The 19,111-nt window shown below is 30.2% G+C and carries 19 protein-coding genes, 2 tRNA genes and 2 pseudogenes; 17 read left to right on the plus strand and 6 right to left on the minus strand.

Annotated elements, in window-relative coordinates:
• Nucleotides 1–42 precede the first annotated feature (42 nt).
• The 8 genes and pseudogenes from FBF22_RS02745 to FBF22_RS02785 all read left to right on the plus strand — a co-directional run bounded on the left by FBF22_RS02745 (nucleotide 43) and on the right by FBF22_RS02785 (nucleotide 7,999).
• Nucleotides 43–1,419 (plus strand): replicative DNA helicase, encoded by a 1,377-nt coding sequence (locus tag FBF22_RS02745; RefSeq protein ID WP_165433252.1) that lies wholly within the window; start codon nucleotides 43–45, stop codon nucleotides 1,417–1,419.
• Between the two features lie 62 nt (nucleotides 1,420–1,481).
• Complete coding sequence (locus FBF22_RS02750) at nucleotides 1,482–2,084, plus strand: hypothetical protein (RefSeq protein WP_079463169.1); 603 nt, start codon at nucleotides 1,482–1,484, stop codon at nucleotides 2,082–2,084.
• A pseudogene (locus FBF22_RS02755) lies at nucleotides 2,075–2,280 on the plus strand (hypothetical protein). The gene FBF22_RS02750 and the pseudogene FBF22_RS02755 overlap by 10 nt, the downstream one beginning before the upstream one ends.
• Before the next feature lie 78 nt (nucleotides 2,281–2,358).
• Nucleotides 2,359–2,835 carry a DUF3944 domain-containing protein gene (locus tag FBF22_RS02760; RefSeq protein WP_015016437.1) on the plus strand — a complete coding sequence of 159 codons (477 nt, stop codon included), beginning with the start codon at nucleotides 2,359–2,361 and terminating at the stop codon, nucleotides 2,833–2,835.
• 269 nt (nucleotides 2,836–3,104) lie between these two features.
• Nucleotides 3,105–4,571, plus strand: a pseudogene (locus tag FBF22_RS08445) (hypothetical protein).
• 10 nt (nucleotides 4,572–4,581) lie between these two features.
• Nucleotides 4,582–6,054, plus strand: a complete 1,473-nt coding sequence (locus FBF22_RS02775; RefSeq protein WP_038816745.1) for a hypothetical protein — start codon at nucleotides 4,582–4,584, stop codon at nucleotides 6,052–6,054.
• Nucleotides 6,055–6,062: 8 nt separating this feature from the next.
• Nucleotides 6,063–7,130 (plus strand): HP0729 family protein, encoded by a 1,068-nt coding sequence (locus FBF22_RS02780; RefSeq protein WP_052777688.1) that lies wholly within the window; start codon nucleotides 6,063–6,065, stop codon nucleotides 7,128–7,130.
• Complete coding sequence (locus FBF22_RS02785; RefSeq protein ID WP_038816743.1) at nucleotides 7,127–7,999, plus strand: YafY family protein; 873 nt, start codon at nucleotides 7,127–7,129, stop codon at nucleotides 7,997–7,999. The genes FBF22_RS02780 and FBF22_RS02785 overlap by 4 nt, the downstream gene beginning before the upstream one ends.
• A gap of 21 nt (nucleotides 8,000–8,020) precedes the next feature.
• On the opposite strand, the gene FBF22_RS02790 is transcribed toward FBF22_RS02785, so the two are convergent.
• Together FBF22_RS02790 and FBF22_RS02795 are read right to left on the minus strand one after the other, a co-directional pair.
• Nucleotides 8,021–8,096, minus strand: a tRNA-Met gene (locus FBF22_RS02790).
• 33 nt (nucleotides 8,097–8,129) lie between these two features.
• Nucleotides 8,130–8,204 (minus strand) — tRNA-Gln (locus tag FBF22_RS02795).
• Between the two features lie 92 nt (nucleotides 8,205–8,296).
• Between FBF22_RS02795 and FBF22_RS02800 the strand changes: the two genes are divergently transcribed.
• The 5 genes from FBF22_RS02800 to lpxD are packed head-to-tail and all read left to right on the plus strand — an operon-like array spanning nucleotide 8,297 to nucleotide 12,912.
• On the plus strand, nucleotides 8,297–9,316 hold the full coding sequence (locus tag FBF22_RS02800) for a bifunctional 3,4-dihydroxy-2-butanone 4-phosphate synthase/GTP cyclohydrolase II (RefSeq protein ID WP_002852104.1): 1,020 nt from the start codon (nucleotides 8,297–8,299) through the stop codon (nucleotides 9,314–9,316).
• An 11-nt stretch (nucleotides 9,317–9,327) separates the two neighbouring features.
• Nucleotides 9,328–9,771, plus strand: coding sequence for a GatB/YqeY domain-containing protein (locus tag FBF22_RS02805; RefSeq protein ID WP_002852081.1), 444 nt, complete (start codon nucleotides 9,328–9,330; stop codon nucleotides 9,769–9,771).
• Between the two features lie 17 nt (nucleotides 9,772–9,788).
• On the plus strand, nucleotides 9,789–11,489 hold the full coding sequence (locus tag FBF22_RS02810) for an acetolactate synthase large subunit (RefSeq protein ID WP_002852093.1): 1,701 nt from the start codon (nucleotides 9,789–9,791) through the stop codon (nucleotides 11,487–11,489).
• Complete coding sequence (gene ilvN, locus FBF22_RS02815) at nucleotides 11,486–11,950, plus strand: acetolactate synthase small subunit (protein WP_002852211.1); 465 nt, start codon at nucleotides 11,486–11,488, stop codon at nucleotides 11,948–11,950. The genes FBF22_RS02810 and ilvN overlap by 4 nt, the downstream gene beginning before the upstream one ends.
• Complete coding sequence (gene lpxD, locus FBF22_RS02820; RefSeq protein WP_002852180.1) at nucleotides 11,947–12,912, plus strand: UDP-3-O-(3-hydroxymyristoyl)glucosamine N-acyltransferase; 966 nt, start codon at nucleotides 11,947–11,949, stop codon at nucleotides 12,910–12,912. Before ilvN ends, lpxD begins: the two co-directional genes overlap by 4 nt.
• Here lpxD and queA read toward each other — a convergent pair.
• The 4 genes from queA to hemW are packed head-to-tail and all read right to left on the minus strand — an operon-like array spanning nucleotide 12,901 to nucleotide 16,193.
• Entirely contained in the window at nucleotides 12,901–13,929 is a 1,029-nt protein-coding gene (queA, locus tag FBF22_RS02825; RefSeq protein ID WP_002884491.1) for a tRNA preQ1(34) S-adenosylmethionine ribosyltransferase-isomerase QueA, read from the minus strand. The two genes, lpxD and queA, sit on opposite strands and share 12 nt — an antisense overlap.
• Nucleotides 13,922–14,659, minus strand: a complete 738-nt coding sequence (gene tatC, locus FBF22_RS02830; RefSeq protein ID WP_002856930.1) for a twin-arginine translocase subunit TatC — start codon at nucleotides 14,657–14,659, stop codon at nucleotides 13,922–13,924. Before tatC ends, queA begins: the two co-directional genes overlap by 8 nt.
• On the minus strand, nucleotides 14,660–15,067 hold the full coding sequence (gene tatB, locus FBF22_RS02835; protein WP_002870117.1) for a Sec-independent protein translocase protein TatB: 408 nt from the start codon (nucleotides 15,065–15,067) through the stop codon (nucleotides 14,660–14,662).
• A gap of 58 nt (nucleotides 15,068–15,125) precedes the next feature.
• Complete coding sequence (gene hemW, locus FBF22_RS02840; RefSeq protein WP_002870118.1) at nucleotides 15,126–16,193, minus strand: radical SAM family heme chaperone HemW; 1,068 nt, start codon at nucleotides 16,191–16,193, stop codon at nucleotides 15,126–15,128.
• Nucleotides 16,194–16,293: 100 nt separating this feature from the next.
• Between hemW and FBF22_RS02845 the strand changes: the two genes are divergently transcribed.
• The 4 genes from FBF22_RS02845 to FBF22_RS02860 are packed head-to-tail and all read left to right on the plus strand — an operon-like array spanning nucleotide 16,294 to nucleotide 19,110.
• On the plus strand, nucleotides 16,294–16,764 hold the full coding sequence (locus FBF22_RS02845; protein ID WP_002854797.1) for an RNA pyrophosphohydrolase: 471 nt from the start codon (nucleotides 16,294–16,296) through the stop codon (nucleotides 16,762–16,764).
• A gap of 1 nt (nucleotide 16,765) precedes the next feature.
• Nucleotides 16,766–17,968: an aspartate kinase gene (locus FBF22_RS02850; protein WP_052777685.1), complete on the plus strand. Its 1,203-nt coding sequence runs from the start codon at nucleotides 16,766–16,768 to the stop codon at nucleotides 17,966–17,968.
• A complete protein-coding gene (locus FBF22_RS02855) occupies nucleotides 17,969–18,505 on the plus strand; it encodes a HobA family DNA replication regulator (RefSeq protein ID WP_002852154.1) in 537 nt (178 codons plus the stop codon).
• 5 nt (nucleotides 18,506–18,510) lie between these two features.
• Nucleotides 18,511–19,110: a DNA polymerase III subunit delta' gene (locus tag FBF22_RS02860; RefSeq protein WP_002872578.1), complete on the plus strand. Its 600-nt coding sequence runs from the start codon at nucleotides 18,511–18,513 to the stop codon at nucleotides 19,108–19,110.
• Nucleotide 19,111 lies beyond the last annotated feature (1 nt).

The following is a 19,111-nucleotide window of genomic DNA, read 5'->3' on the forward strand; positions in this document are numbered from 1 at the left end:
GATAGAATTTTTAGAATTAATTTATATTTATAAGGAAATTTAGTGCAGCAAGAGTATTATGACTTGGATTTAGAACGAGCTATTTTAAGCAGTTGTATCATGAGTGAAGAAGCTTATGCTAGTATAGCAGGTGATATTAGCCCAAAAGATTTTAGTCTTAAAGCTCACCAAGATATTTTTAAAGCGGTTATAGCTTGTAGTAATAACAAAGAGCCCATTTCTGTAAGTTTTTTAAGAAAACATAAAAAAATAGATGAGCAAATTTTAGCAGAAATTCTTGCCACTCCTTCTATGATAGATTTGCCTGCTTATGTAAATGAACTTCACGAAAAGTCCGTAAAAAGACAACTCTTGAGTTTTGCACATCTTTTGCCAACTCGTATCAATAAAGATCGTGCTGTAAGTGAAATCGCAGATGAAATTGGTAAAGAAATTTTTAGCATTACAAATCGTGTGAATTCTAGAGATATTAAAGATGTTGATATGGTAATATCAGAACTTTTTGAAGAATTTAAAAAGCAAAAAACTTTAGAAAATAAAGGTATTATAGGGCTTGATACAGGTTTTGAAGGTCTAAATAAAATGACAAAAGGTTTTAAAGGGGGTGAACTTATAATAATCGCTGCGCGCCCAGGTATGGGAAAGACAACTCTTTGTTTAAATTTCATTGACAAGATTTTAAGACAAAAAAAAGGCGTGGCTTTGTTTTCTCTTGAAATGCCTGCAACTCAAATCATGCAAAGAATGCTATCTTCCAAAACTTCCATTCCTTTGCAAAAAATTTTAACTGCAGATTTAAATGATGATGAATGGGAGCGTTTAGGAGATGCTTGTAATGATTATAGTCAAAAGAAATTATATATTTACGATAGTGGTTATGCAACTATTGCTGATGTAAGGGCTATTTTAAGGCGTTTAAAATCTCAAGATGAAAGTATAGGACTTTGTGTGATTGACTATATAGGGCTTATGATGAGTAATTCAAATTTTAATGATAGACATTTGCAAGTTAGTGAAATTTCAAGAGGACTTAAGCTTTTGGCTAGGGAGCTTGATATACCTATTATCGCACTTTCACAACTTAATCGTGGCTTAGAGCAAAGGGCAAATAAGCGTCCTTTGATGAGTGATTTGCGAGAAAGTGGAGCTATAGAGCAAGATGCGGATGCTATTTTGTTTGTATATCGCGATGAGGTTTATAGAGAACAAGAAGAAAAAGAAAGAGAGAATAAAGCTAAAGCTGAAGGCAAAGCTTATCAAAGGCTTTTTATACCAAATCCTATGCAAGAAAATGCTGAAATTATTGTTGGAAAAAATAGAAATGGACCTGTTGGAACTATAGAAGTTGTATTTTTAAAAGAAAAATCTTGTTTTGTAGATAAACCTATAGGCTATGAAACTACTGAATTTACAGGCTAGCTTTAATAAAATAAGTTTTTAATATTTTAAAGTTATTTTTTACGACACAACCTGTCGCAAGGGTGTTTTATACTTTCTTTGTTATTTTAAAACAAGGAGAGAAAATGTTAAAACAAATCGCATTTGGTAGTATAGCTCTTACAGCTACAGGATATGGCATAAAAAAATTATACGAAAAATTATCCAAGCCAGAAAGAAAATTTGATACACATGCTATTGTTCCAAGCTGTAAGGATGTAATCAACACCGAAGAATATAAACTCAAAAGAGAGCTTGAAGTCGAACAAAAGAAAAATCAAATTCAAGAATTTCTTTGTGAATGCATGGAGTGTTATAGCGGCTTTTCAAAATATTTTAATTCTAAGGAATTTTTAGAATTTGAGCAAAATTTTACCTCTAAAAATAATCACAAAACAGAATTTCTTTTGTCGTCTTATAAAGATCAAATGATAAAAGTGATCGACTATGCTAAAAAATTTGAATGCTTAAGTGCTTTTTTGGAAACACAAAGCGAAAAAAATGACTTAGCGGTTGTAAAAATGATAAGTGAAAGCATGGAGAGAAAAACACAGAGATTTTATTTGCAAACAAAATTTCAAACTTTTCCTCAGTATATTTTTCCTTCTGTGTGGAGTTCTCCTATGTGGAATAAACAATGGGAATAATGCTTGGAATTTTAAGCCTTATAACTGGCTTTGTTGCCATAGTGTTGATGTGTAGTTTGTATTTTATAGCGTTTATGGTTTTTGTTGGCATAGCGATACTTATTTTTTTTCTATGCAACCTTATCCTTATAATATAATATTTTGTGCTATATATTTAATCACAATTTTAGCGCTAGTGCTATGGCGTAAAACTTAAAAATTTCACTTCTCCCTTGACTGGGGGGGGGGATTTGATAAAATACAAAGTTAAAAATTTTAAAAACAAGGAGAAAATATGGCCTACAGATATGATAAAGATTTAGAATTCTTAAAAGAATTAAGCAGTCCAGAACTCGATGAGCTTGTAAAAATTTTAACTCATGATAAAGACGGGAAAGTTCGTTTTACTGAAGAGTTAACCAATAATGATCTTTATAAAAAACATTATCCAGATCATAAAGAATATATCGAACTCATTTTAGAAGAATTTCAAAAATTTGGAGGAAATAGTATTCTTAATATATTTCGAGGTGGTGGAGTTTTATATAATGAAATTCTACGCGATGTTGCAAAAAAATTTGATGTAAAATTTGATGAAAATGAAAGCACAAACTCCATAGAAATATCACTTTTATGCAAATTAATAGAAGAAGAGTTAAAAAATTCTCAAGATGAAAATACATTAAGAGAACTTGTAAATATTTTCGAACTTGGCATTTCTAATATTAATAAACAAACAGTTGTAATGGGATTGCAATCTCTTATAAAATAGGTGGATTTAAAAGCTATCAAATTGCAGTAATAGTTGCAAATCAAGTTATGAAAGTTTTACTAGGAAGAGGTTTATCTCTTGCGGCAAATGCAACACTTACAAGAGCTTTAAGTCTTTTTTCTGGTCCGGTAGGTTGGACAATTATGACCACATGGACTGCATTGGATTTAGCTAGCCCAGCCTATAGGGTTACTATACCAGCAGTACTTCAAATTATAATTTTAAGACTAAAACACAATACAAAAAACTAAACACAAGGAAATGCATTAATGGAAAATATTTGCCAATTTATCATAGAAAATATTGATAAAAATTCATTAAATACAAAAAAATAAAACTTGTTTTCAATATGCAAGAGCAAGAAATTACAACAATTTCGAAGATATTTAAGGTATCTTCGGAACACATTATTGCTTTTTATGATACCTCAACATCCTTTAATTATTTTAGCAAAACTACCGGAATATGTTTTACTGGCAAAGAAGTTATCTTTAAAAGAAAAGAAGATGAAGTTTTAATGAAAATCAACTATGAAGATTTCAAAGAGGCAAATAAATCCTTACCTGAAAAAACAACAACTCTTCAAGACATCAAATTTCCCATATCTTTTCATAATCTTGGAACATCTTATCTTTCATTTGATGATTTCAAAAAGAAAAACTACATAGAAGAAAATGATGAGCTTATAATAAATTTTTTACACATCTTAACTTCAAAAAATAACATAGAAAGTTTTAAAAATGAAAGTATGTTTCCACAAGCCTTAGAAAAAACAAACGAAAGTATTAAAGAAAACTATATAAAAGTTATCATTAAAATAATATTAGATCAATACGGTTTTTTAGGATGAAAAAAGATCAATCAAATTTTTTGCTCTAATGAATAAAATTAATGTTGCTTCAGAAACAAGGTATAAAATACAAGATTTTTTACATAATAAACATTCTAGTTTTGAAGATTTGCTAAACATCATAAAACAAGAATCTAGATTTATGCAATTCAAATATATTTTAATTTCACTAATAAAAGACTTAATTGATATAGATTTTGAAGATAATAAAATTTATAATTTTTTGTATGAAAACAAAGACATTTTTAAAATCAAAGACCTTAAAGAAATCTATTGGATAAAAGAAATCATTAAAAAAGAATATCAAATAATATTAGACGATAATAAAGAAATTCAGCAAATTTTTAACTTTATATCCGAAACAGCTACAAAAAATAATATATCATTAAACGGTTTATATCTTTCAGGAATGACAATTGGCATGTCTGTATCAATTATGGAGTTACTAGGATTTGGGGAATTAATAAAATTACCACTAATTGATTCTTCAAAAAAATATCACAATAAAAACAAACAACAATTACGTCTTTTTATTATTCAAGAAATTCTCAAAGAAAATCAAAAAACAATTACCCAAATTATTGATATCATCAATAATTTAATTGAGCAATGTAATACAAATACACAAAATTTACAAGAATTAATAAAATTATTAAAATTGGCTTCAAAAAATAATGAAACTTTTAAAGAAAGGGAAAAACTTTTATATTGCCCAGAAACGCTTTCATTGATAACAATAAATAATCATCTAAAAGAAGATGATATTCAATTTATAGAACAATACTATACCTATAATCAAAATACTCATGAGTATGAGCGCAATGACAATCTTTCTTCGTCAGATTTAGAAAAACTTTCAAATTTTTTTAAATTAAAAAATCTATAAGGATAATTTTATGGATAAAATACAAGAAAACACCAAAATAGAAAAGGCTATATTAGCCGAAAAACAACAAATCTTTTTAATACAAAATAAATTATCCGAAATTGAAAAAAATATCAAAGAACAATGTTTAACCATAGAACAGATTCAAAATAGTATCACAGAAAAAAATCAAAATTTGAGCAATATAGAATATAAGGAAAATCAATCAATCGATTCATTGGAAAATTTTTTTAACACTTATAGCAATTGGGAAACATATTGTCAAGAAATTGAAAAATATTTAAACTTAAAAAAAATAAACTCAAATGAAGATTCTTTAAAATTTTTGATCACTTATTCAAATTTATCAGATGTTAAAAAAAGAATTGAAGATGAATTTACCCATAGAAATGCAGAGTGCGATAAGTATGATTATTTAATAGCAATAACATGTGGAGCAATAGCTGGCATTATGGACATTTTTTTAGTTGGAAATCCTAAAGATAGCTATCTAGGAAAAAAGGTAGATAAGACGGTAGAAAAAATGACTCAAAAATTTGCACAATTATGTGGTTGGGATAAGCAAAAAGCATTAGACAAAAACAAAGATTTAACTAAAAGTGCTATAGCGTTTTTGGAAAACAAATTTAAAATTAATTATGATCAAACTACTACAAACGGAAGAAATGGAACAAATGGAAAAGTAGATAATTTAAGTATGAAAAATCATCATTTAAAAAGCATAGGTCACTCTCCAGATATTTTCGGGTTATTTGTATCTATAGTAAATCAATTTACCAATACTTCAACTTTTGTTAGCAACGGAAAAATCATAACCATAGATACAAATACTTTTGAATTACAAGGGGGAAATTTTATTGCTAAAATATTTTGTGGATTTTTTAATTGGTTTGGACATTTAGCATCTGATTGGTGTGGATCTAGTGGAGGAAAGGAAAGAGGTGCAGGCATTCCTATGCCTTTTTATAATTTATTTTTACTTTGTGATTTTGGAAATTTTGGACAACATAGACAAACACTAGCACAAATTGCAACCCAAGTTTTTGAACAAGGATATGATCTTAGGCATGGAGTTACTATGTCTATTCCTGTTATGATTAATGAAATGCTAATTCGTTTTATGTATATAATAAAAGCTAAATTTTACCACAAAAAAGAATGGAAAGAATGTATACCAAAAGATGACATACCTGAATTAAATAAAATGCTTTTAATAGGATCTGGTACTTTTTTATTAATTGATACTGGTGGTGCATGGATAAAAAGTAAAAATCCTATAACAAATCCGGTAGTTTTCCTTTCTGAAATCAATTTAATTAATGTTATAAGATTTAGCACTTTAATTCTTAAAGAAATTTATATATTATATAATAATGGAAAAATAGATAATAAAAAATTAGAAAAATATCTAGATGACACTTGTAAAATTTTATTAATTGAAGCTCATAATAAATCTAAGCCTTTTAAAGAAATCCTAAAATAAGGCAAAGCATGAACCACCTTTTAATCCTTTATAATCCCTACTATCAAGAAGATGTCATCAAGCAACATTTAAGTATTTTACAAGAAAAATCCCAAGTTGCCTTTGGCAAAATCAAATCAAAACTCAACGATCAAGAAAAGCAAAATTTCTTAGAAGAAATTTACCAAAGTACAAATGAAGAAAATTTCTTGCAACTTTTTTTAAGCAATTATGCTAATTTATTTGTCGCTAAGGTGGTAAAAATTTCTAAAAATGTCGATGAAAGTTTGATCCCTAGTTATTATAAAGAAAAAAATTTAGAAGTGGAAGACTTTTTTATCATCAGTGATTTAAGAGAATTAGTCAGGGAAGATTTTAGTCTTTTAAGAGATAAATTTTTAGCCAATTTCATCACCCCAAACGATCACACCTATGCCATTTATGGCAATAATTACACCTATCCTTTGCCTGTGAGATTAAAAGAAGAGTGTTTTTATTTTTTAGGAGATGAAAAGCATTATCTAAGCGTGTATAAAAGCAAAGAATACCTAGCCATGCAAGAAAATTTCATACGCTTTGTTTTTGGCAAAAGGATTTTTTATCTCTTGCACCCTGATAGCATAAGCAATATCATTCATGCAGAATTAGAGCTTTTACAAAGCGAAAACGATCTTTTAAATGATTTTACAAGCATTGTAGTCAAATACTCCAAAACCTTAGAATATGAAATTTACGCTTTTGCCAAAAAAGTTCTTTTAAAAGCTTGTATGAAAGATCCTAGCCTTTATGATTTAACTTATAATGTCCAAGGCAAATCTTTTATGCTTAAAGATTTTTTTACCCAAAAACCCAATCTTGGAAGTATTAAATTTCTACTTAGACATGAAAATATCCAATATCATTTAGGAAAAAGTTTAACTCAATTTATCAATTATCCTTTTTCAAAAAGTCTTACTATCATTCAAGAAATCCGTAATGAAGCCGTTCATGCAAAAGCCCCAAGTTTAAATGAAGTCAAAAAACTTAGAAATGAAATTTTAGGCATAGAAGGCGTAAGTTTGTTAAAAAGAATTTTAACCCACAAGGAAATTTCATGAAAGAATACGACAAATTAAGCATACGCTTGGTGCAGATTTTATCAAAATTTAACAATGGGGAAAGTCTAAGCGCCCAAGAGCTTGCACAAGAGTTTAATGTCGATACAAGAACCATACAAAGGGATCTTAACGAAAGACTTACTTTTATGCCTATTAAAAAAGAAAATGGAAGATATGTTTTAGAAAGCTTTGCTTTGGAAAAATTAAGCTTTAAAGATATACAGAATTTCGCCACCTTAAGTGGCATTGCTGAGCTTTATCCAAAACTCGATCAAGGCTTTATAGTTGATCTTTTAAGCCATAGGGTAAATAAAGTTTTGATGGTAAAAAATGAAGGTTTTCAAAAGGTGGATTATGAGCTTTTTAAAGATCTTAGTGTGGCTATACTCAAACACAATGTATTAAATTTTTTCTATAAGGAAAAAGAACGCCAAATCAAACCTTACAAACTCGTAAATTACAAGGGAATTTGGTATCTTTTAGGGGATGAAAACGATAAATTAAAACATTTTAATTTAGATAAAATTTCAAAACTTCACACTAAAAATGAAAATTTTATCCCCGATGAAAAACTTGAGGAACAAATCCAAAATGATCCTAATATCTGGCTTGGAGAAAGCAAAGAAGTGATTTTAAAGCTTGATAAAAATGCTAAGGAATATTTTTTTAGAAAAGAAATACTAAGCAATTGTCAAATCATTGATGAAGATGAAACAAGCTATACTTTAAGCACTCAAGTTTCCTATGAAGATGAAATTTTACATTTGGTTAAACAGTGGATCCCCTATATAAAAATTCTAGCTCCTATAGAACTGAAAACACGGCTGGAGAATATTTTAAAAAGTTATTTAAACAATCTATCTAAATAAAATTTATTTTAAATCCATAACTGGTTGCGAAGGGGAGATTTGAACTCCCGACCTTCGGGTTATGAGCCCGACGAGCTAACCACTGCTCTACTTCGCGGCATATAAGATCTTTGAAATATAAAATAAGAAGTGGATGGGGTAAAGGGATTCGAACCCCTGAATGACAGGACCAAAACCTGTTGCCTTACCGCTTGGCGATACCCCAATAAATATTTTTTAAAAGTGTGATTATAATGAATTTTAATTTATTTGTCAAGCAATTTAAGTTATAATTTTAAAAATTTTGAGGAAATAAAAATGAAATTTGTTAGCGTAGAACAAGCGATTAAGGATTTACAAGCAGGAAAAATGCTTGTTATGGTAGATGCAGAAGATAGAGAAAATGAAGGCGATTTAATCTTTCCTGCGCAATTTAGCACTCAAGAAAAAGTAAATTTCATGATAAAAGAAGCTCGTGGTGTGGTTTGTGTAGCCTTAGATGAAACTTTGGCAAAAAAATTTGAACTTCCTTTAATGGTGCCTAAAAATACTTCAAACCACGAAACTGCTTTTACTATAACCGTAGATGCAAAAGATGCTACAACGGGAGTTAGCGCCTATGAAAGAAATATGACTATACAAATTTTTGCCGATGATAATGCTAAAGCGAGTGATTTTGTAAGACCAGGACATATCAATCCTTTAATCGCAAAAAAAGGTGGGGTTTTAGAACGCACAGGTCATACAGAAGGCACGGTTGATCTTTGTAAATTAGCAGGATTAAAAGGTGCTTGTGTGATTTGTGAAATTGTAAAAGATAATGGAGATATGGCAAGAAGAGAAGATCTAGAAATTTTTTGCCAAAAACATGATTTAAATATGATAGCCGTAAGCGATCTTATAGAATATCGCCTAAAACATGAAAGCCTTATTAAGCTTGAAGAAAAAAGTCAAAGTGTTTTAGCAGGCTTTAAAGCAGAAAAATTTATCTTTAGTGATCATAATCAAACCCAACACATAGCTTTTTGCTTTAAAGATATCAAAAAATGTGAAAATGTTAAATTTCATATCAGTGGTAGTGATTTTGAGCTTTTAACTTCAGATAAATTTTCAAAACTTTTAGAGCAAATCAAATTTCTTAGTGAAAATGGTGGCGTTATAGTTTTCATGCAAGGAGAAAAATCCAGTACTACTCAATACAAAAACTATGGTATAGGAGCACAGATTTTAAGATATTTTGGTATAGAAGAAATTAAACTTTTATCTCAAAGTTGTGATAAAGACTATATAGGCTTAGAAGGTTTTGGTTTAAATCTTAAAGCTTGTAATTTTAACTAAAAAGGAAAAAAATGACTTTAAAAGAACAAATTTTAAACGATATCAAAGAGGCAATGAAACAAAAAGATGATTTTAAAAGAGATAGTTTAAGAACTCTAAATGCAGCTTTTAAGCAAATAGAAGTGGATGAAAGAATAGAGTTGGATAATGAAAGAATTTATAAAATCATTGCAAGTGAAATCAAAAAACGCAAAGACGCAATCGAACTTTATCTTAAGGCAAATCGTGAAGATTTAGCACAAAAAGAACAAAATGAAATAAGTCTTTTTGAAATTTATCTGCCTAAACAACTAAGTGATGAGGAGTTAACTTTAGCCTTAAAACAACTTATAGAAGAATTGGGCGTAAGTTCACTAAAAGAACAAGGTTTGGTAATGAAAGAAGCTAAAATAAAATTAGGTGCGAGTGTTGATGGCAAAAGACTTAATTTAGCACTTAAAGAGCTTTTACAATAATTTTTTGGAGTGTTATTATGAAAGAGTTAAGCGGTTCGGCAATGATTTGCGAGGCTTTAAAAGAAGAAAATGTTAAAATTGTTTTTGGTTATCCTGGAGGCGCTGCGCTTAATATTTATGATGAAATTTACAATCAAAAGTATTTTAAACATATTTTAGTGCGTCATGAACAAGCGGCTTTGCATGCTGCTGATGCTTACGCAAGAATGAGCGGAGAAGTGGGCGTAGCTATAGTTACAAGCGGACCAGGTTTTACAAATACTATTACAGGTCTAGCTACGGCTTATAGCGATTCTATCCCTTTGGTGTTGATTTCAGGGCAGGTGGCAAATTCTCTTATTGGTACAGATGCTTTTCAAGAAATTGATGCAGTAGGCATTTCAAGACCTTGTGTAAAGCATAATTATTTAGTTACTTGTATAGAAGAGTTTCCACGCATTTTAAAAGAGGCTTTTTATATAGCAAGAAGTGGTAGACCTGGGCCTGTGCATATAGATGTGCCAAAAGACGTAAGTGCAACTTTGGGACTTTGGGAATACTCTAAAGAAATTTCCATGAAGACTTATAAGCCCGTTTATAAGGGTAACTCAAAGCAAATTAAAAAATTTGCAGAGCTTTTAAAAGAAGCAAAAAGACCTTTGTTTTACTTAGGTGGAGGTTGCATCAGTTCTAATGCAAGCGAGCAAATCAGAGAGCTTATAAAATTTACAAAAATTCCAGCAGTTGAAACTTTGATGGCGCTTGGAACTTTAAGAAGTGATGATGTTTTTAATCTTAAAATGGCAGGCATGCATGGAAGCTATGCTGCTAATATGGCTTTAAGTGAGTGTGATTTGCTTGTGAGTGTAGGAGCGAGATTTGATGATAGGATTACAGGAAAAACAAGTGAATTTGCTAAACATGCGACTATAGTTCATGTTGATATTGATCCTAGTTCTATTTCAAAGATTATCAATGCGCATTATCCTATAGTAGGAGATATTAAAGAAGTTCTTAAAGAGCTTTTAGAAGAGCTTAAAAAGGAAAATTTCAACACAACTTTTAAAGAATGGCACGAAACTTTAAAGCGTTATAATGAACTTTATCCGCTTTCTTATGAAGATAGCAATGAGATTTTAAAACCGCAATGGGTGATTGAAGAATGTGCGAAAATGGCTCCAGATGCAAGGATTATTACCGATGTGGGTCAGCATCAAATGTGGGTAGCGCAGTTTTATCCTTTTAATTATCCAAGACAACTTGCAACAAGTGGAGGGCAAGGAACTATGGGATATTCTTTACCTGCTGCTTTGGGTGCAAAGCTTGCTGTGGGTGAAGAAGTGGTGATTAATTTCGTAGGTGATGGATCGGTTTTAATGAATATCCAAGAGCTTATGACTGCTTATGAGTATGGTATAAAAGCTATAAATATTATTTTAAATAATGCCTTTTTAGGTATGGTAAGACAATGGCAAAGTATGTTTTATAAAGAGCATTTTTCACAAACTGATTTAAGCACTCAGCCTGATTTTATCAAAATAGCTCAAGGTTTTGGTTGTGAAGGTTATGAAATTTCAAACAAAGAAGAATTCATTCAAGCTTTTAGCCAAGCTTTAAAAAGTGATAAAACCTCTCTTTTAAATGTAAAAATTGATCGCTTTGAAGATGTTTTACCTATGGTGCCTGCAGGAGGTGCGATTTATAATATGATTTTACCAAAGGCAAAGGATAGACAATGAGAAGGGTTTTATCAGTAATTGTTTTAAATGAGCATGGGGTTTTATCTCGTATAGTAGGACTTTTTTCAGGAAGAGGTTATAATATTGACTCGCTTACAGTAGCGCCTTTGGAAAATAAAGAATTTTCTCGTATTAATATAGTCACCTCAGGAAATGAAAGAACTTTTGAGCAGATAGTCAAACAACTTCATAAGCTCATTCCTACTTATAAAGTGATAGAAAGTGAAGAATTTATTGACAAAGAAATGGCTTTGGTGAAAATTCCTTTAAATGAAAATTTAGGTGGACTTGATGCCGTTTTGAAAGCTTATAATGGTACTATTGCAAATAGCAATGAGAATTTTTTGTTTTTAATGGTTGCTGATGATGCAAATCGCATTGATAATTTTTTAAAAACAATTAAAAAATACAATCCTAGTGATATAGTTCGCAGTGGATCTGTTTTGATGGAGATTAAATGAAATTAAGTGAAATAGCAGAATTTTTAAGCTTGGAATATAAAGGCGAGGATATAGAAATCAGTGCTTTAAATTCTTTATTGAAAGCAAATTTTACAGAGCTTACTTATTGTGATGGTGAGAAAAATACCAAAGATATACCTCACACAGGAGCTGCTGCTATTTTAGTATCTAAAGAATATGAAAATTTAGTACCTAAAGATACTAAAGCTTTGATTACTCAAAGTCCACATTTGAGTTTTGCTTTTTTAAGCAAGCTTTTTGCTAAACCTTTGATAAGCACAGCTAAAGAAAAAGTACAAAATATCGCAAAAAGCGCAAGAATCATGCCTAATGTTTATATAGGTGATAATGTAAATATCGGTGAAAATGTAATCATTATGGCAGGAGCTTATATAGGCGATAATGTCAGCATTGGTGATGAGAGTATTATTCATCCTAATGTAGTGATTTATAATGATACTAAAATCGGTAAAAAATGTCATCTGCTTGCTAATTGTGTAATAGGAAGTGACGGTTTTGGTTATGCGCACAATAAAAACGGCGAACATTATAAAATTTATCATAATGGCAACGTGGTTTTAGAAGATTTTGTAGAAGTGGGGGCTTGTACAACTATAGATAGAGCAGTTTTTGATAGTACTATTATCAAAGCAGGTACTAAGGTAGACAATCTAGTTCAAATCGGACATAATTGCAATATAGGTCAAAATTGTATCATTGTGGCGCAAACTGGAATTTCAGGTTCAAGTGAGTTAGGACGCAATGTTATTATGGGTGGTCAAAGTGCAACGAGTGGACATTTAAAAATAGGCGATTTTAGCACTATAGCTGCAAGAGGCGGTGTGAGTAAAAATTTAGAAGGCGGGCGTGTTTATGGAGGTTTTCCTATCATGCTTCAAAAAGATTGGCTAAAACTTCAAGCTAAAATAGCAATAAATTTTAAAGAAAAATCACAAGATTAGCATCGCATCGCCATAAGAGTAAAAGCGATATTTTTCTTTTATGGCGAGTTCATAAAGTTTTAAACACTGTTCTCTACCGATAAAAGCTGAAACTAGCATGATAAGAGTAGATTTTGGTAAATGAAAATTGGTTAAAAGATGATTTTGTCTTATAGGTGGATTTTGCGGGTGTAAAAAAAGATCACAAAAACCATTTTTTGTTTTAGTTCTTGTATAATATTCTATGGTTCTTGTTACCGTTGTTCCTACGCCTAAAATAGCTTGTTTAGAATCTATAATTTCACATGCTTGCTGCGGAATATTAAAAAATTCGCTATGCATTTTATGCTCTTGTATATTTTCACATTCCACGCTTTTAAAGGTTCCAGCTCCTACATGCAAGGTTAAATGATAAATTTCGTGTTTTTTTCTTAAATTTTCAAGCATAGTCTCACTAAAATGTAAACTTGCAGTCGGAGCAGCCACTGCGCCTAAATTTTTTGCAAAGATACTTTGATAATCTTTCAAATCACTTTTTTCATCCTCCCTTTTAATATAAGGAGGCAAGGGTATATGTCCTATCTTGTCAAGCAGGTTGTAAAGATTTGAGGTGTCTAAGGTTTTATCATTTTGAAAAAATTGAACTTTTCGAAGACCATCATTTAAAAGTTCTACAACGCGTACTTTTAAATCATCTTTAAAATATAAGATTTCATCTTTTTTAACACGCCCTTTAATTTGAGCTAGAAAAAGCGGATCGTGAGAATTTAAAAAAGGTTGATGCAAGAAAAGCTCTATTTTTCCTCCGCTTGCTTTATTGCCATAAATTCTTGCTTTAATAACTTTGGTATCATTGAAAAAAATCGCGCAGTTGGGTAAAAAGTCTTGTAAATTTTTAAAAGTAGTATGAAAAATTTCTTTGTTTTTGCGATCAAAAACCAAAAGCCTAGCATCTTCTTTTGGATTTGTAGGATAGTTGGCTATGAGTTCATTAGCTAGAGTGTAATCATAGCTTGAAAGAAGTAAGTCTTTATTCATCACTTTCTTTATCTTTTGGAGCAGGATTTACCTTTTGAACAATTAAAATAGAAAGTCCATAAAGTCCGCAAAGTGGTCCTGCCATTAAAAATTGAGATAAAACATCAGGTGGAGTCATAAAGGCTGAAAAAACAAAAATAACTAAAACAGCTATGCGAAAATGGCGTTTTAAAAAACTATCATCTATAAGTCCGATTTTAGCAAAGAAAAAGGCAATTACAGGCATTTCAAAAGCTAAGCCAAAAGCCACAACAACTTTCGTAAAAAAATCTACATAAGTTCCTATGGTAATCACAGGATTAAAATCTTCATTTAAACCAAAATTAATTAAAAATTTAAAAGCCAAAGGCACTACAACAAAATAGCAAAAACAAGCCCCCAAGGCAAACATAATGCTTGCAAAGCTAACAAAAGGCACCACAAGGCGTTTTTCATTATCATAAAGTCCTGGAGCTACAAATTTCCAAAATTGCCAAAAAATTACAGGTAGAGAAAAGATAAAGGCTGCAAAAAAACTAACCTTCATTGCGGTAAATAAGGCTTCTTGTACTTCAATTACATTCACATGTTTGGCTACTTCGGGTAAAACAGCTATAAGTGGAGCTTTTAAAATATCTAAGATATAGCTTCGTAGAGCAAAACATACAATAAACATAACTACAATGCAAGCAACGCTTATAAAAAGGCGTTTTCTAAGTTCTATTAAATGAGGTCTTAATTCTTCAAACATTTATTTTTCCGTTTTATCTTGTGTTTCTAATTTGCTAAGATTTGGTTTTTCCTCTGTATTTAAATTTTGTCCGCTAAGGTTATTTTTTACTTTATCATCTCTGCTATCAAAGGTTAAATCTACCTTTGTTTTATCTAAAATATCTCTTTTAAGGTCATCAAATTCTTCAAAACTGAGTTTTTTGCGTATATTTTCATTAGTGCTTGAAAATTCATCTTTGTATTTCTTAGCTTCTTCTTTTAAGTCATTGATGCGTATTTCTTTTTCTATGCTTGATTTTGCATCATCTATGTTGCGTTTTACAGCCTTTAGAATTTTTGCTATTTGTACTATAGCTTCTGGAAGTTTATCAGGCCCTAAGACTAAAATCGCTACAACTAAAATAACTATAATTTCACCAAAACTCATTAATCGTTACTCTTTGATTTGATATTTTAAATAAATATTTTACTTAAAAAACTTAAATTTAAGATGAGAGATATAAAGCAAGTTCGTCGCTAATGAGAAAATTAGGATTAAAATATCTTTTATTTTTGTAAAAGAGTTTTTTTTCTTTTAATAATATATTTATTTTGTCTTTTTGCCATTGATTGAGTTTTGTTTCATCAATCCCTACTATACTTCTAAGTCCTAAAAATAGGTGTTCTAAATTCAAGTCTTTAGAGCTTAGTTGCTCTATAGATCTAAAAGTGGGATTTTCTATGTAATTTTTTAAATTTTTTGCTGTATAAAAACGCTTATTTTCATAAAATCCTACCGCACTTAATCCACAAGCTAGGTAGTTTTTTCCTTGCCAATAAGCAAGATTATGTTTGCAAATTTGGGCTTTGGTTTTTGAAAAATTGCTGATTTCATATTGAAAAAAGTCAAGCTCTAGAAGTTGTTTGATAAAAAATTTCATTAAATTAGGAGCATTTTTTTTGAAATGTTCTTTTTTGGCAAAGGCTGTGTTTGATTCTATGGTTAAATTATAAGCACTAAGGTGTGTGATTAAAGCCTTGATTTGTTTTAAGTGTAAGAGTTCAAATTCAAGCATTTTTTTATTGTCTAATTTTGTATCATAAATAAGATCTAAATTGATATTTTTAAAACCTACTTTATTTGCATTTTCTAATGCTTTGATAATCATTTCTTGATTGTGAATTCTTCCAAGAAAGTGAAGTTTTTTAGGATGAAAACTTTGAGCTCCAAAAGAAATGCGATTAACTCCTAGATTTTTCATATTTTTAAGCCAATTTAATGTTGCTGAGTTGGGATTAGCTTCGCATGAAATTTCTACATTTTTATCTAGTAAGGGATATAAAATTTTAAAAATATCTTCATAATTATACGCATCGACACAACTTGGTGTTCCTCCGCCTATGAATAAGGTTTTAATTTGATTTGATTGAATGTTAAATTGTTTTAATTGAAAAACAATATCTTCTTTTAAAGCCTGAAAATAGGCTTTTTCATAATCATTTTTTTTCAAACTTGTAAAAGCGCAATAATTACATTTGCTTTCACAAAATGGAATATGGATATAAAAATGCATAAAAACCCTAAAATATTTTATTAAATTTTTAATGTATTTTAATAAAAATTTGATTTGATTTAGGTTAAAATTATATCCTTGAGATTTAAGGAAAAATATTGTGGAAAACGAGAAAAATTATAGACCAAATGTTGCAGCTATTGTTTTATCAAGTTCTTATCCTTTCGAGTGTAAGATTTTTATAGCTAAAAGAAGTGATATGGATAATATTTGGCAATTTCCACAAGGAGGCATTGATAAAGGCGAAAGTGTCAAAAACGCTTTATTTAGAGAATTAAAAGAAGAAATAGGCACTGATGAGGTTGAAATCATTGCTGAGTATCCAGAATGGTTGAGTTATGATTTTCCGAGTAAAATTGTTAAAAAAATGTATCCTTATGATGGGCAGATTCAAAAATATTTTTTAGTGCGTTTAAAGCACGGTGCTACAATCAATATCAATACCAAGCATCCTGAATTTGATGATTATCAATTTGTGAGTGTTAAACAAATTTTTGAAATGATTAATCATTTCAAAAAAAATATTTATGTTAAAGTGATCAAATATTTTGAAGAGAAAGGTTATATCTAAAATGCTTATAGTTCAAAAATATGGTGGAACAAGCGTTGGAACACTTGAGCGTATCGAAGCAGTAGCCAATAGGGTTATCCAAAGTGTGCAACAGGGTGATCAACTTGTTGTTGTAGTATCTGCAATGAGTGGGGTGACAAATACTCTTATCGAGCAAGCTGAATATTTTAGTAAAACTCCTAATGGTAAAGATATGGATATGCTTTTAAGCAGCGGAGAGCGTGTAACAAGCGCTTTACTTTCTATCGCTTTAAATGAAAAGGGTTGTCCCGCTATATCGTTTTCTGGGAGAAAAGCAGGAATTATTACAGATAGTGTTTTTACAAAGGCAAGAATTCATCATATTGATACAAAAGCGATAAAATCAGAACTTCAAAATGGTAAAATAGTTGTTATAGCAGGTTTTCAAGGTGTAGATGAGGAAGGTAATGTAACTACCTTAGGGCGTGGTGGAAGCGACTTAAGTGCTGTGGCGGTAGCAGGTGCCTTAAATGCGGATTTGTGTGAAATTTATACCGATGTTGATGGGGTTTATACAACAGATCCAAGAATTGAACCAAAGGCAAAGAAATTGGATAAAATTTCTTATGAAGAAATGCTTGAACTTGCAAGTTTGGGTGCAAAAGTTTTGCAAAATCGCTCTGTAGAGCTTGCAAAAAAATTAAATGTTAACTTAGTAACTAGAAGTAGTTTTAACAATAACGAAGGAACAATGATAACAAAGGAAGATGGAATGGAACAAGCTTTAGTAAGTGGTATTGCTTTGGATAAAAATCAAGCAAGAGTGACTTTAAGAAATGTAGAAGATAAGCCTGGAATCGCAGCTGAAATTTTTTCTGTTTTAGCAAATGAAAATATTAATGTAGATATGATTATACAAAATGTTGGAGTTGATGGTGCTACAAATTTGGGTTTTACGGTTCCTCAAAATGAACTTGAATTAGCCAAAAATGCTATGCAAAAAATTTTAAGCTCAAAAACAACTATAGAAAGTGATAGTGCTGTAGTAAAAGTTTCTATAGTCGGCGTAGGTATGAAATCACATTCAGGAGTGGCAAGTAAAGCTTTTAAAGCTTTAGCTGATGAGGGGATTAATATCGGTATGATTTCTACTAGTGAAATAAAAATTTCAATGATAGTTCATGAAAAATACGGAGAACTTGCAGTTAGAGCACTACATGAGTGCTACGGACTTGATAAATAAATGAGTGATTTTTTAAGTTTTACTCTTGAAAATATTCGCAATGGCGGAGCTTTTATGGCATGGTTGGAGTCGCGTCGTTTAGAATGGGCTCCTTTGATGGCTGCAAGACTTAAATATCTTTTAGAAGGACGCACTTTTGTATTAATGTGTGATGAACAAAGATCTTGGTATGAAGAGTATTTTTTAAAAAATATAAATTCAAAAGCCACTCGTCCCATGCTCCCTTTTGTGTCGTTAAATTCTTTATGTAAGAAGAAAGTACAAAGTTCAGAAGATATAGCTTTACTTAATGACTTGCTTGACATTTCTTTTCCTAATGGTTATGTATATTTTTATATAGGAAGTGCTTCTGATAATAAATCTTTAATCGCTAAATCAAGAGATGATAGTTTATTGTGGCTTTTTGATGAGCAGTTACAAGATAGTTTTTATTTAAATTCTAAAGATAAAGACTTGGATATCAAGCTTATTAGTTTATATCAACTTTTTGATGTAAGTTTGGATGCAATATTATTTTCCAAGGTGCAATTAGGATAAATATTTTGTTTATTAGTAAGATTATTATCAGTGAAGATTTTTTAGGTATTAAGGAAGAAATGATTAATAATTTTGGTATTAAAAAATTAAGATTTTTTATACCACAAAATGAATTTTTACTTGATGATGCAAGAGCGGTTGAAAAAGAAAGCTATATCGCAGAAACTGAAGAAAAAATTATTGTTTTAATGGCGGATTCTTATAGGATAGAAGCGCAAAATTTTTTACTTAAACTTCTTGAAGAACCTCCAAAAAATATTAAATTTCTTATCGTGGTACCTTCTAAAAATTTACTTTTACCTACCATAAAATCGCGTCTTATTTGTGAAAAAAGAAAAGTTGAAAAGGAGGTTAAAAAACTTGATTTAGACCTTAAAAGAATGGATTTAAGAATGCTTTTTGATTTTTTGCAAAAAAATGAAAATTTGGATAAAAATGAACTTATGGATCAAATTGCATTACTTGCTAAAGAATGTGTAAAATATAAAGATTTTAATGCTGAAGAATTAGAGTTCTTTTATGAAAGTTATGAGCTTGCAAAATTAAATTCTAAAAGTGGGGTACTTTTGGCTACTCTTTTATTAAATTACTATACAAAGAAATAAA

Origin of the sequence: Campylobacter sp. CFSAN093260, from assembly GCF_012890095.1 — a bacterium.
GTDB lineage: Bacteria > Campylobacterota > Campylobacteria > Campylobacterales > Campylobacteraceae > Campylobacter_D > Campylobacter_D jejuni.

Coding starts and splice junctions, on each gene's coding strand:
- FBF22_RS02760 (WP_015016437.1), top strand. CDS start 2,359: ATGGCCTACAGATATGATAAAGATTTAGAATTCTTAAAAGAATTAAGC.
- FBF22_RS02775 (WP_038816745.1), top strand. CDS start 4,582: ATGGATAAAATACAAGAAAACACCAAAATAGAAAAGGCTATATTAGCC.
- FBF22_RS02780 (WP_052777688.1), top strand. CDS start 6,063: ATGAACCACCTTTTAATCCTTTATAATCCCTACTATCAAGAAGATGTC.
- FBF22_RS02785 (WP_038816743.1), top strand. CDS start 7,127: ATGAAAGAATACGACAAATTAAGCATACGCTTGGTGCAGATTTTATCA.
- FBF22_RS02800 (WP_002852104.1), top strand. CDS start 8,297: ATGAAATTTGTTAGCGTAGAACAAGCGATTAAGGATTTACAAGCAGGA.
- FBF22_RS02805 (WP_002852081.1), top strand. CDS start 9,328: ATGACTTTAAAAGAACAAATTTTAAACGATATCAAAGAGGCAATGAAA.
- FBF22_RS02810 (WP_002852093.1), top strand. CDS start 9,789: ATGAAAGAGTTAAGCGGTTCGGCAATGATTTGCGAGGCTTTAAAAGAA.
- ilvN (WP_002852211.1), top strand. CDS start 11,486: ATGAGAAGGGTTTTATCAGTAATTGTTTTAAATGAGCATGGGGTTTTA.
- lpxD (WP_002852180.1), top strand. CDS start 11,947: ATGAAATTAAGTGAAATAGCAGAATTTTTAAGCTTGGAATATAAAGGC.
- queA (WP_002884491.1), bottom strand. CDS start 13,929: ATGAATAAAGACTTACTTCTTTCAAGCTATGATTACACTCTAGCTAAT.
- tatC (WP_002856930.1), bottom strand. CDS start 14,659: ATGTTTGAAGAATTAAGACCTCATTTAATAGAACTTAGAAAACGCCTT.
- tatB (WP_002870117.1), bottom strand. CDS start 15,067: ATGAGTTTTGGTGAAATTATAGTTATTTTAGTTGTAGCGATTTTAGTC.
- hemW (WP_002870118.1), bottom strand. CDS start 16,193: ATGCATTTTTATATCCATATTCCATTTTGTGAAAGCAAATGTAATTAT.
- FBF22_RS02850 (WP_052777685.1), top strand. CDS start 16,766: ATGCTTATAGTTCAAAAATATGGTGGAACAAGCGTTGGAACACTTGAG.
- FBF22_RS02855 (WP_002852154.1), top strand. CDS start 17,969: ATGAGTGATTTTTTAAGTTTTACTCTTGAAAATATTCGCAATGGCGGA.